Below are 12,324 nucleotides of genomic sequence, written 5' to 3'. Positions count from 1 at the left end.
TTTATGATCAACCAAGATCCTGTCATATTTGGCTTACTCACCACCATCATTGGTTTAGTGTTTTATACTAGCCAGTCCTCTCATCCAGTGTGGAAACAGGTTTACCGCTTCGTCCCTGTCATGGTGATGTGCTACGTACTCCCTTCTTTACTTAATACCTTCAATATTGTCGATGCCAGTCAAAGTGAATTAAATACGATTACATCCAAATTTTTAATGCCAGCTTGCTTAACCCTATTAATTATTAGTGTCGATATAAAATCTATGCTGTTACTTGGGCCCAAAATAATCATTTTATTTCTATTAGGCAGTTTTGGGGTGATCATTGGCGGCCCATTGACCTTACTGTTGTTTGCAAAAATAGCACCTGAAACGATAAGTTGGGTTGGCGCTGATGCGGCTTGGAAAGGAATGGCAACCTTAGCCGCTAATTGGGTTGGTGGTACTGCAAATCAAATCGCCATGAAAGAGATTTATCAGGTCGAAGAAAACCTTTTTGCGATTATGATTTCTGTCAATGTCATATACTCGGCTATTTGGATGTCATTCCTACTGATTTGCGCTAATAACGCAAACTTCATTGATAAGAAAATAGGCGCTGATGCCAGCCAGTTTAAAAAACTCATTGAAGTGACCGACAGAGGCATATCAAACCAACAAGGTTTACCCACACTGAAGAGTTACATGTTGATGTTCAGCGTTGCCTTTGGCGTTACTGGTTTTGCTCACTTCGGGGCTGACATCATCGCGCCTTTTTTTGCCGAAAATTACCCCCAAACTGAAAAATATAGCTTAACCTCAACGTTCTTCTGGATTGTTATCATTGTCACCACAACCAGTATTGTCCTATCCAATACCAAAATATGGGAACTTGAATCAGTAGGTGCTTCTAAAGTATCAACAGTAATGTTGTATTGCTTAATTGCAAATATGGGTCTGCAGATGGATCTGTCTATGGTTGATGATTTTCCTATCTATTTTGCTATCGGATTTGTCTGGCTTTCTATTCATGTCATCGTGGTGGTTGTAACAGGGTTGCTGATAAAGGCGCCTGTCGCTTATATGGCTTTAGCCAGTCAATGTTGTATTGGCGGAGCGGCATCATCACCAGTCGTAGCAATGGCATTTCACCGCTCACTGGCTCCTGTGGCAATTCTGTTTTCGGTATTTGGCTATGCTTGGGCAACTTATATGGCTTGGATATGCGCAGAATTGATGAGAATGACAGCTCAATAGCTGTCATTTAAAGTTGAGGCTAAAGGTTACGTAACGCTGTTACAATTACGCTACCTCCGCTGCCTTAATTATTAGCTCTAAATACCTTTTTTAAGCGCTAGTTTTGTAAACGCTTGTTTTGTAGTACCTGTTTTTGTAAGCGCCTGAATGAGCGACGATTCGAGATTTAAAGACTTCATTTTGATCGATAAAGACAATAGTTAAACTAACCCTAAATAGACTCTGGTTTTTATCTGTTGGGGTTGAGTTATGTTTAGCTTTTCAAAAATCAGCGGTAGGTTTTTTAATTGGATAGCTTTATTCTGGCTTTGCTCATTAAGCCAAGTACCGTACAAGTATTTCACTTTCTTATTTAAATCTTCATCCGAGCCTGAATGTAAAAAAGTTACATAACGCCCTTCTGATATCATTGACTCCATAAAGTAGTCTGAAACATCAATGACAGAGCGTAAATCAGCTTTTTGCGTTTGAGTAACGCTGACTGCAATATCAATATTAAATTGCTGCAAAGGTTCAGCTGCAGATTGATAAATAAAATTAAACGTACGACTTGTATCGGGTGAAAGTTGATGAGCTTGTCTAAAAGCCCTCATGGCCTCAATCGTTTGTGGGAAATATTGAGCTTGTGTCCGATGCTCAATAGCAATTAGAGGAATAGCTTCAAGTTCAACCAATTCTATATTCACTTGATCTGCCATTAATTCGTCATGGCCTTCTGACAAGGTTTTTAATGGCTGCTGTTTCTCGAAAAAATTCCCCCAGTCAGGCGTTAACTGGAACTGACTTGGACTTTGACCTATTGCTTTAGTAAACGCCTCAGTAAAACTTGCTTCACTACCAAAGCCGGCAGACTCAGCCACTGTTGAAATAGGTATCGTTTTATCAAAACCCAGTTGTTGCGCCGCTTCAAGATTACGTAATAAGCCAATATAATCTTCAGTCCTTGTATGAAATAAACTATGAAAGATAAAATCGAAATGACACTCAGGAACCTGAGCGATGCTTGCCAAAAGTTTACAATCTAAACGAGATGTTAAATTGTTATCGATATGGCTTAGAACGTGCTCAAAGCGTTGGCTGATTTTTTCCACTGCAATTAACCTTAAATAAATGATCTTGAATTAAAAACTTATACGACAAATAATGCACTCAAAACGTTCGCGGTGATTTTTACAAACCAGTCGTTAACTGACTTTATTCCAACAAAAATAAGCTTCATCAGCCAGCGCTAACAACTGCTTATCCTCTGTCGTGTCACCGTAGGCATAAACTTTTTCGAATGAATCCAGTTGATATGATTGCTTTACTCTACGCGCTTTTTCATCGGCGCTGCAATCGCCATTTAAATAAGCTCCTGTTAACAGTCCATTTCTTGATGCTAATGTTGCACAAATTAATTCGTATTGGTGCTTTTCACACCATGGCGTTAAATAGGCATCGAGTGATGCAGATACGATGACAATCACATCTCCTTGCGCTTTATGCCAAGCTAGCCTTTGTTTGGCTTCCGGTTTGATGATTGAATCAAGCGTCGAAGCATATTCTTTACCTTGGGCCCAAACGGCTTTATGTGAACGTCTAAAGAAACAAAAATAACTGACAACAGTGCGGATCCTTGAGCCGCCAATAAGCTTCAATTTATAAAGCAAAATCAATGGCACTAGCAAGGGGTAACAAATCACTATGCGCCATTTAGGCGCACTAAAGTATATGAATGGTGTGTAGGAGTCTGTTTCTGTGATGGTGCCATCGAAGTCAAAAAGCGCAATATTCATGAAGATCCTTCTGCATGAGCCAATAAATGATTAATCATAATTGACTGACTTTGTTAAAAAAACAAATATAAAAAAGCCAAGGTTTCCCTTGGCTATTTAATCTATCTAGTGTGCTAAAAAATTATTCAGCTACAGGATATTCAATTTTAGCTTTTGCTTTCAACGCTTCAATAATAGAGCGGTAATCAGCTTCACTGTACTGAGGAGCTAAACGTTGTTTGATGCTATCAACAACATTGCTATCAATACCTTCAGCGGCATTCACTTTATCAAGTGCAATAACGGCAAAACCATTGGCTAATGCAGCTGTATCAAATGCAACTGCACCTGATTCTGGCGCTGGCATTTGGAATGCTTTAGTTGTAATAGCTTGGTCGATATCTTGACTGAAACGAGGTAATTGCGCTTTAGTTGCAATAGTCACTTCAGTGATTTCATTACCCGCTTTTAACTCAGCTAATAACTCGTTAGCTTTCTCACTGGCTTCAAGGTTAGCCTGGTCTTGCACTAAACGTGCTTCGATACCTGCTTTTACTTCACTCAGTGGTAAAGTACCTGCATCTTGGTGTTTCAATAAACGAATAACAACAACATGATTAGGCTCAAGCTCAATCACTTCGCTGTTCATACCGCTACCGATAATATCATCAGAGAAAGCAGCACGGATCAAGTCTGGCTTGTTTAGGTTAGCAGGTGCATTATTACGTGAGAATAACTCAGTCGACTGAACTTCAACATTAAGTGCTTGCGCAGTTTCATCTAACGTATCAGGCACTTCGTAACTAGTATCAGCTAAGATGCTTTGTAAGCTGTAGAATTCATCTACTGCTTTCTTATTCTTTAGATCAGCCACAATTTTGTCTTGAACATCTTCAAATGGCGCAGCAGCACCAGATTGAACGTCAAGTAACTTAACGATGTGATATCCGAATTCACTTTTAACCACTTGAGAATATTCATCTTGGTTAAGTGAGAATAATGCAGTATCAAATTCAGGATCCATTACGCCTTGTTCAAACCAGTCTAATTGACCGCCTTGTTCTGCACTAAATTGATCATCTGAATCAGTTTTAGCAACGTCAGCAAAATCTTCACCTGCATTGAGTTTAGCAAGACTGGCTTCAGCTTTCGCTTCGTCTGCACTGTCATCGCCTGATGCAAATAGAATGTGCGCAGCTAAACGTTTTTCAGGAGTTTGGTACTGTTGCTTATTTTCTTCGTAAAAGTCTCGTGCATCTTCAACAGAAGCGTCAACACCTTCAGCAATGTTCGCAACATTTAGCTCTACATACTGCAAGCTCACTTTTTCTTGATCCATAAATTGCATCAAGTTGCTGTCGTAGTAATTTTTAATCGCTTCATCAGATACTGTAGCTGTTGCTAAGTATGGTTCTGAATCAACAACTAAATAGCGAATATCACGAGTTTGTCCTTGGACTTCAGCTAATTGTTTAGCTTCGCCATCTAATACAAATTCAGTGCCGACTAACGAAGTCAGTAACTGACGACGCGTCATGTCAGTGCGCATCATATTTCTGAAGCTAGCAGTTTGGTAGCCTAGCTGACGTAAAACAGCTAAGTAACGCTCATTATCAAACACACCATCCGTTTGGAAAGCAGGTTCATTAACAATCGTTTGTCTAATTTGGTCATCTGAAACACGTAGGCCTAAATCGTCAGCAGCTTGACTCATTAATTTGTCAGCAATAAGACGGTCTAATACATTCTGCTTGATACCATTCATGTAGTTATCGTCAGCAGATAATGCATCAAACATTTCACCCAGTTGTTGCTCTAGGCGGCCACGTTCGTTTTGGTAAGCTTGTTCTAGTTCATTTGCAGTAATATCGTCACCGTTAACTACGGCGACAGCAACATCAGTTGAAGTCCCTAGGTAACTACTTACACCAGCAAATGCGAACGAAAGAATCACTAGCACTAAAATACTTTTAGCAATAACGCCTTGTGAACCTTCGCGAATTTTTTCTAACATCTGAATTCTCGCTTGTTGCGATTAAAAATAAAAAGGCGCACCACTTCGGGATGCGCCTTCTTGTAATTTATATGGAGTTATCAGACGCTACCTCGGGTATGACCCAATTCCTCCGAATATCAAAACTAACTGTGTTCTTTCTGATATTTTTTTCGCAAAAAGCACTGTTAAAACAGTGCTTTCTACAAATGCCTTACAAAAGGCAACGATATTAACTATTTAGTTAACAGCGTCTTTTAGAGCTTTACCAGCTTTGAAAGCAGGAATATTTGCTGCTGCAATTTTGATTTCCGCACCAGTTTGTGGGTTACGGCCAGTACGTTCTGCACGTTGACGTACTTCAAAAGTACCAAAACCAACTAGAGAAATTTTGTCGCCTTCTTTAAGTGCTTCAGTAACAGCACCAATGAAAGAATCTAATGCACGGCCAGCGCCTGCTTTAGAAATGTCAGCACCAGAAGCGATTTTCTCGATTAGTTCAGATTTGTTCATGTCATCCCCTTGAATGTTTATTTTCGCGCCGCAACCAAATCCGTCTTTAGAGCGGTCTGCGGAGGCTTTTTTGTTATAAGTTTGATACCACACCAAACTTAATTGGAAAACCATAAAAAATGTACTTGGATACAGCTCAAAGTCAGTTGCGCCAAGGGTTTGGTGCTAACTGACTCTCCACTTATCTAGGCTACCACAGCTTTCGCGTTTGTTAAGCCCCTTTTTTCACTTTTTTTAGGTTCAAAGCAACTTTTTTTGCTATTTAGCTACTTTTTGACCACTTCAAAGCCCTTTACAGGTCTCTCTAAGGCCAATTCAAGCACTTCATCAACCCATCTAACTGGGTGGATTTTAAGATCTGCAATAACATTCGCAGGAATTTCTTCTAAGTCGCGTTCATTTTCTTTAGGAATAAGAACAACTTTTATACCGCCACGGTGTGCTGCAAGTAACTTTTCTTTCAAGCCACCGATAGGCAACACTTCACCACGAAGGGTAATTTCACCTGTCATTGCCACATCACTTTTAACAGGGTTACCTGTTAAGCTTGAGACTAATGCAGTACACATCGCTGCACCGGCTGAAGGACCATCTTTAGGTGTTGCCCCTTCAGGTACGTGAACGTGAATATCACGTTTCTCGTAAAAGTCGCCATTAATGCCTAATTGCTCTGCTCGCGCTCTAACAACAGTCATAGCAGCTTGAATTGACTCTTGCATTACGTCGCCAAGAGAACCGGTATAAGCAAGCTTGCCTTTACCTGATACTGAAGTTGCTTCAATTGTTAGCAAATCGCCGCCAACTTGAGTCCATGCTAAACCTGTGACTTGGCCAATCTGGTTATTTGACTCAGCTTTACCATAATCAAATCGCTGCACACCTAGGAATGATTTCAAGTTATCTTGATTCACTTTTACGGTTTTAACAGACTTATCTAATAAAATCATTTTAACGACTTTACGACACACTTTAGACAGTTCACGTTCCAATGAACGTACACCGGCTTCACGAGTGTAATAACGGATCATGCCAATAATGGCACTATCTTCGATATTGATTTCTTTAGGCTTAAGTCCATTACGCTCAATTTGCTTAGTCAGCAAATGCTTTTTAGCGATATTGAGTTTCTCATCTTCGGTATAGCCCGATAGACGAATCACTTCCATACGGTCAAGTAACGGTCCAGGAATATCCATTGAGTTAGATGTCGCAACGAACATCACATCAGATAAGTCATAATCAACTTCTAGATAATGGTCGTTAAATGCTGCGTTCTGCTCTGGGTCAAGGACTTCAAGTAATGCTGATGATGGGTCACCGCGCATATCTGAACTCATCTTATCAATTTCATCTAATAGGAATAATGGGTTTTTAACGCCCACTTTCGCCATTTTCTGAATGACTTTACCAGGCATAGAACCGATATAGGTACGACGATGACCACGGATCTCAGCTTCATCACGCACGCCGCCTAGTGCCACACGTACATACTTACGACCAGTAGCTTTAGCAATTGACTGACCCAGTGACGTTTTACCGACGCCTGGAGGCCCTACTAAACATAAAATAGGCCCTTTAAGCTGCTTAACTCTGCTTTGAACCGCAAGATACTCAAGAATGCGTTCTTTCACTTTCTCTAAGCCGTGATGATCGGTATCTAAAATTTCTTCAGCTTTAGATAAGTCACGTTTGATTTTAGAACGTTGGCTCCAAGGCACTGACGTCATCCAATCAACATAGCTTCTCACCACTGTCGCTTCTGCTGACATTGGTGACATCATTTTTAATTTGTTTAGCTCAGCTTCAGCTTTTTCTTTGGCTTCTGCTGGCATTTTCGCTTCTTCAATCTTGCGAGCGAGTACTTCAAACTCGTCTTGACCTTCATCAAGATCGCCAAGTTCTTTTTGAATGGCTTTCATTTGCTCATTCAAATAGTACTCGCGTTGGCTTTTTTCCATCTGCTTTTTAACGCGGCCACGAATGCGTTTTTCAACTTGTAATAAGTCGATTTCGCCTTCCATCATCGCCATTAAATATTCAAGACGCTCGCCGACGTTAATCATTTCAAGTACAGACTGTTTGTCTTCTAACTTCAGCGGCATATGTGCAGCCATAGTGTCAGCAAGACGAGCCGCTTCTTCTATTCCTGTTAACGACGTCAGTACTTCTGGCGGGATCTTTTTATTAAGCTTAATGTAACCTTCAAACTGACTGATAGCGCTGCGAACAAGCACCTCTTCTTCTTTTTCAGCAAGTTCTTCAGATTCTAAGTATTGTGCTGTTGCAACAAAGAACTCTTCTTCTTGGGTGTATTTGTCAACTTTTGCACGCTGACCACCTTCAACTAATACTTTTACTGTGCCGTCAGGCAATTTAAGTAATTGCAGAATTGACGCCACTGTACCAATTTCGAAAATATCGTCTTTTGTTGGTTCGTCTAAATCAGCTTCTTTCTGTGCGACCAATAAAATTTGTTTATCTTGTTCCATTGCCGATTCTAAACATCGAATTGATTTCTCTCGTCCGACGAATAACGGAATTACCATATGGGGATAAACCACTACATCTCGAAGTGGCAGCACGGGGAGTTCGATATGCGCTTCACGCTCTTGGGTCATAGTTCGATTCCGTTTGATGAATGGATTTTATAATCAGTATATTGGGATGTTTCTTGAACTTTCAATGGCTAATACGAAAAAAGGAGCCCAATGGACTCCTTATTTTTCATAAACGGCTAAAAGCGTCTATTTATTGTTCGCCACCAGCGACTTGATTGTCGGTGTTTTCATAAATCAATATAGGTGCAGACTCACCTTTTACTACTGATTCATCAACTACAGCCTTAATCACACCTTCTACAGAAGGGATGTCATACATGGTATCTAACAAGATATCTTCGATGATTGAGCGTAGACCACGAGCACCTGTTTTACGCGTCATTGCTTTATGGGCAATCGCTTTAAGTGCATCTTCACGGAACTCTAACTCTACCTCTTCCATCTCAAATAACGCACCATATTGTTTCGTCAGTGCATTTTTAGGTTGAGATAAAATTTGTACCAAAGCTGCTTCATCTAACTCTGTTAGCGTTGCAACAACAGGTAAACGGCCGATGAACTCAGGGATCAAACCAAATTTGATTAAATCTTCTGGCTCAACTTTACCTAGCGTTTGTGAAATCGTCGTTTTGTCAGCTTCGCCTTTGACTTCAGCGCCAAAGCCAATCCCTGTTCCTGTTAAGCCGCGTTGCTCAATCACTTTTTCAAGTCCAGCAAACGCACCACCACAGATAAATAAGATCTTAGAGGTATCAACCTGTAAAAACTCTTGCTGTGGATGCTTACGACCGCCTTGCGGAGGAACAGAAGCAACAGTACCTTCAATTAATTTCAATAAGGCCTGCTGAACACCTTCACCTGACACATCACGTGTTATTGAAGGGTTATCAGATTTACGGCTGATCTTATCGATTTCATCGATGTAAACAATACCACGTTCCGCTTTTTCAACGTCGTAGTCACACTTTTGTAGTAGTTTCTGAATGATGTTCTCGACATCTTCACCCACATAACCGGCTTCAGTTAACGTAGTCGCATCGGCCATCGTGAATGGCACATCTAAAGAGCGCGCTAACGTTTCAGCAAGTAACGTTTTACCACTACCGGTTGGACCGATAAGTAGAATATTACTTTTACCTAATTCAACACCTTCAATCGGTGTGCCATTACGCAAACGTTTATAGTGGTTATAAACTGCTACCGACAACACTTTCTTGGCCTGATTTTGACCGATTACGTAATCATCTAGATGAGTTCGTAATTCATGTGGTGTTGGTAATTTATCATGATCGCGCTTAGGCGATATTTCTTTAATTTCTTCGCGAATGATGTCATTACAAAGCTCGACACACTCGTCACAAACATATACTGAAGGTCCAGCGATTAGCTTTCTAACTTCATGTTGGCTTTTTCCGCAAAAAGAGCAGTACAGTAGTTTGCCACTGTCACCGGTACTTTTGTTATCGCCCATTACCCTACCTCTGTTGCAGCCTGTTCACTGTTTTTAGAAAACCATCTGTACAATTAATAACCTGCACAGGAACAGTCAAATATTTTTTATACGCTATTCATCACAGAATAGCCTACTCAGGCCTAAAGATCAGCTACGCTTTTCAAAAACTGAATCAACTAATCCATAATCAGCAGCTTCTTGCGCACTCATAAAGTTATCACGGTCTGTATCACGCTCAATAACTTCAATCGGTTGACCAGTATGCTCAGCTAACATTTCGTTTAATTTATTCTTAATGCCTAAGATTTCTTGAGCATGAATTGCGATATCCGATGCTTGACCTTGGAAACCACCAAGTGGTTGATGGATCATCACACGTGAATTAGGTAAACAATGACGCTTACCTTCTGCTCCGCCTGCTAATAAAAACGCACCCATGCTACATGCTTGGCCAATACATACAGTACTTACATTCGGCTTAATGAATTGCATAGTATCGTAAATTGCCATACCGGCAGTAACTGAGCCGCCAGGTGAATTAATATAGATAGATATATCTTTGTCTGGGCTTTCTGATTCTAGGAACAATAGTTGCGCCACGATCAAGTTAGCCATGTGCTCTTCCACTTGGCCAACCAAGAAAATTACTCGCTCTTTTAATAAACGAGAGTAAATATCATATGAACGCTCACCTTTAGCCGTTTGTTCAACAACCATAGGTACAAGAGCATTGAGTACAGATTCTGGCGCTTTATGCATTTTATGCTTCCCTAAAATAAAAATGGCTCGTATGAGGAACCTCATACGAGCCATTAAATGGCGAACCGCCAATCAAGTCAAGCGAAGGTTACGCTTTACCTGTTGCCTTGTTCATAAATTCTTCAAATTCGACATCTTTAAGTGTCACTTTTGCAGATTTTAATAAAACTTCAACAGCTTGCTCTTCAAGCGCTACGTTGCGCATGTTTTGCATAAGCTCTTTGTTGCCATTGTAATATTCAACAACTTCACTTGGATCTTCGTAAGCAGAAGCCATTGAAGCGATCAAACCTTGAACACGTTCGTCTTCAGCTTGAAGTTCATTAGTCTTAATAACTTCACCTAAAAGTAAACCTACTTTTACACGACGCTCAGCTTGTTCAGTGAACAAATCAGCTGGAAGCTCAGGCATGTTTTCAGTTTGACCACCAAAACGCTGCATTGCTTGTTGACGAAGTACATTCACTTCACCATCAACTAATGCTGAAGGAATTGTGATTTCGTTAGCTGATAATAAGCCTTCGATAACTTGTTCTTTAACATTTGCTTTAAGCGCTTGTTCAAGTTCACGAGTCATGTTTTTACGGATTTCAGCTTTAAGCGCTTCTAAGCCACCTTCAGCGATACCGAATAAAGAAGCGAACTCATCGTTAACTTCTGGTAATTCTGCAGCTTGAACTTCAGTAAGGGTAATAACGAACTTAGCCGCTTTACCTTTTAAGTTTTCAGCATGGTAATCTTCAGGGAAAGTCACTTCGATTTCGAATTCATCACCGGCTTTATGACCAATAACACCAGCTTCAAAACCTGGGATCATACGGTTGCTACCAAGCTCTAGTTCGAAGTCGTCAGCTTTGCCGCCTTCAAATTCTTCACCGTCTACTGAACCTACGAAGTTCATTTTAGCTTTGTTGCCTTCTTCAGCAGCAGTTTCAACTACAGCGAACGTGGCGTGTTGCTTGCGAAGCGTTTCAATCATTGTATCAACGTCAGCGTCATTAACTTCAGCTTGTGGTTGCTCAACTGCGATTGCATCTAAACCAGTTAACTCAACTTCTGGGTAGATTTCGAAAGTCGCAACGAAGACGAAGTTTTCGCCTTCATTTTCGCCTGGAGCGAAAACAGGTGCGCCAGCTGGGTTTAACTTCTCAGCCATGATCGCTTCAATGAAGTTGCGTTGCATTACTTCACCAGTCACATCTTGACGGATAGCTGCACCGTAACGTTGGTTGATCACAGATACAGGTACTTTACCTGGACGGAAACCTGAAATTTTTGCACGTTTCGCTTCACGTAATAAGTTGTCTTTAACTAATTTCTCAATTTGTTCAGCAGGAACAGAAATTGTTAGGCGACGTTCTAGGCCTTGAGTTGTTTCAACAGAAACTTGCATTGTTTTACCTCGAAATATGTCTGACGTCCTTTGTAATAGTCGAAAGCTCAACTATTAAATATTCATTTCTTGATGATTAATGTTTACTAATAAAAGTGCGATACAGCAGCTTTTCAGCGCCATTACCCGTAGTAATTCGTATTAGATATTTATCAAGACGCGACATTATAGCGACGGTTTACTGCTGAGTCGAGTGTGAAAACGGGGTAAAATGGGGATTTTAGACATAAAAAAAGCGACCTAAGGTCGCTTTCTCTACAATCGTGCATTTTTAATGCAAAATTTGGGGTGACTGATGGGGCTCGAACCCACGACAACCGGAATCACAATCCGGGGCTCTACCAACTGAGCTACAATCACCATAATATGGTACGCCACTCAGGATTCGAACCTGAGACCCACGCCTTAGAAGGGCGTTGCTCTATCCAGCTGAGCTAGTGGCGCATGGTTTACAAATATTATCTGTATAACCTGTAAGCTTAATAAATTGATTTGGTCTTCAACTTATGTTTCAAGCTTATTCGCAAAGCCTATGCTTTACAAATATAAAATTGGTCGGTGATAGAGGATTCGAACCTCTGACCCTCTCGTCCCAAACGAGATGCGCTACCGGGCTGCGCTAATCACCGAGATGTCTACTGCAAATAATTATTAAGTTGCCCTAA

9 protein-coding genes and 3 tRNA genes are annotated in these 12,324 nt (G+C 40.7%); 1 reads left to right on the top strand and 11 read right to left on the bottom strand.

Annotated elements, in window-relative coordinates; genetic code table 11:
• Positions 1 to 3: 3 nt before the first annotated feature.
• Positions 4 to 1,236: a DUF819 domain-containing protein gene (locus tag AB4153_RS06315; protein ID WP_371996747.1), complete on the top strand. Its 1,233-nt coding sequence runs from the start codon at positions 4 to 6 to the stop codon at positions 1,234 to 1,236.
• Positions 1,237 to 1,436: 200 nt separating this feature from the next.
• Here the strand turns inward: AB4153_RS06315 and AB4153_RS06310 are convergent, their stop codons facing one another.
• From AB4153_RS06310 to AB4153_RS06260, 11 genes are all read right to left on the bottom strand, one after another.
• Positions 1,437 to 2,327, bottom strand: coding sequence for a GyrI-like domain-containing protein (locus AB4153_RS06310; RefSeq protein WP_371996745.1), 891 nt, complete (start codon positions 2,325 to 2,327; stop codon positions 1,437 to 1,439).
• 93 nt (positions 2,328 to 2,420) lie between these two features.
• A complete protein-coding gene (locus AB4153_RS06305; RefSeq protein ID WP_102528567.1) occupies positions 2,421 to 3,011 on the bottom strand; it encodes an HAD-IB family hydrolase in 591 nt (196 codons plus the stop codon).
• 121 nt (positions 3,012 to 3,132) lie between these two features.
• Positions 3,133 to 5,004, bottom strand: coding sequence for a SurA N-terminal domain-containing protein (locus AB4153_RS06300; RefSeq protein WP_371996743.1), 1,872 nt, complete (start codon positions 5,002 to 5,004; stop codon positions 3,133 to 3,135).
• 219 nt (positions 5,005 to 5,223) lie between these two features.
• Positions 5,224 to 5,496 (bottom strand): HU family DNA-binding protein, encoded by a 273-nt coding sequence (locus tag AB4153_RS06295; protein ID WP_055023877.1) that lies wholly within the window; start codon positions 5,494 to 5,496, stop codon positions 5,224 to 5,226.
• Between the two features lie 266 nt (positions 5,497 to 5,762).
• The gene (lon, locus tag AB4153_RS06290) at positions 5,763 to 8,114 is read right to left on the bottom strand and encodes an endopeptidase La (protein ID WP_102528569.1); all 2,352 of its coding nucleotides are present in this window, start codon (positions 8,112 to 8,114) and stop codon (positions 5,763 to 5,765) included.
• Positions 8,115 to 8,244: 130 nt separating this feature from the next.
• Positions 8,245 to 9,525 (bottom strand): ATP-dependent protease ATP-binding subunit ClpX, encoded by a 1,281-nt coding sequence (gene clpX / locus AB4153_RS06285; RefSeq protein ID WP_102528570.1) that lies wholly within the window; start codon positions 9,523 to 9,525, stop codon positions 8,245 to 8,247.
• 129 nt (positions 9,526 to 9,654) lie between these two features.
• Positions 9,655 to 10,266, bottom strand: coding sequence for an ATP-dependent Clp endopeptidase proteolytic subunit ClpP (gene clpP / locus AB4153_RS06280; protein ID WP_102528571.1), 612 nt, complete (start codon positions 10,264 to 10,266; stop codon positions 9,655 to 9,657).
• 88 nt (positions 10,267 to 10,354) lie between these two features.
• Positions 10,355 to 11,659, bottom strand: coding sequence for a trigger factor (tig, locus tag AB4153_RS06275; RefSeq protein ID WP_303516650.1), 1,305 nt, complete (start codon positions 11,657 to 11,659; stop codon positions 10,355 to 10,357).
• A 284-nt stretch (positions 11,660 to 11,943) separates the two neighbouring features.
• Positions 11,944 to 12,019: transfer RNA gene (locus AB4153_RS06270), tRNA-His, on the bottom strand.
• A 7-nt stretch (positions 12,020 to 12,026) separates the two neighbouring features.
• Positions 12,027 to 12,103: transfer RNA gene (locus AB4153_RS06265), tRNA-Arg, on the bottom strand.
• Between the two features lie 108 nt (positions 12,104 to 12,211).
• Positions 12,212 to 12,288, bottom strand: a tRNA-Pro gene (locus AB4153_RS06260).
• Positions 12,289 to 12,324: the final 36 nt, after the last annotated feature.

The organism is Shewanella sp. 10N.286.52.E4, from assembly GCF_041468785.1.
GTDB lineage: Bacteria > Pseudomonadota > Gammaproteobacteria > Enterobacterales > Shewanellaceae > Shewanella > Shewanella electrodiphila.
The sequence above is the reverse complement of the archived record's forward strand: the minus strand, read 5'-3'. Positions and strand labels throughout refer to the sequence as shown.

Excerpts from the sequence above, each read along its gene's own strand:
- AB4153_RS06315 (WP_371996747.1), top strand. The coding sequence starts at position 4 with ATGATCAACCAAGATCCTGTCATATTTGGCTTACTCACCACCATCATT.
- AB4153_RS06305 (WP_102528567.1), bottom strand. The coding sequence starts at position 3,011 with ATGAATATTGCGCTTTTTGACTTCGATGGCACCATCACAGAAACAGAC.
- AB4153_RS06300 (WP_371996743.1), bottom strand. The coding sequence starts at position 5,004 with ATGTTAGAAAAAATTCGCGAAGGTTCACAAGGCGTTATTGCTAAAAGT.
- AB4153_RS06295 (WP_055023877.1), bottom strand. The coding sequence starts at position 5,496 with ATGAACAAATCTGAACTAATCGAGAAAATCGCTTCTGGTGCTGACATT.
- lon (WP_102528569.1), bottom strand. The coding sequence starts at position 8,114 with ATGACCCAAGAGCGTGAAGCGCATATCGAACTCCCCGTGCTGCCACTT.
- clpX (WP_102528570.1), bottom strand. The coding sequence starts at position 9,525 with ATGGGCGATAACAAAAGTACCGGTGACAGTGGCAAACTACTGTACTGC.
- clpP (WP_102528571.1), bottom strand. The coding sequence starts at position 10,266 with ATGCATAAAGCGCCAGAATCTGTACTCAATGCTCTTGTACCTATGGTT.
- tig (WP_303516650.1), bottom strand. The coding sequence starts at position 11,659 with ATGCAAGTTTCTGTTGAAACAACTCAAGGCCTAGAACGTCGCCTAACA.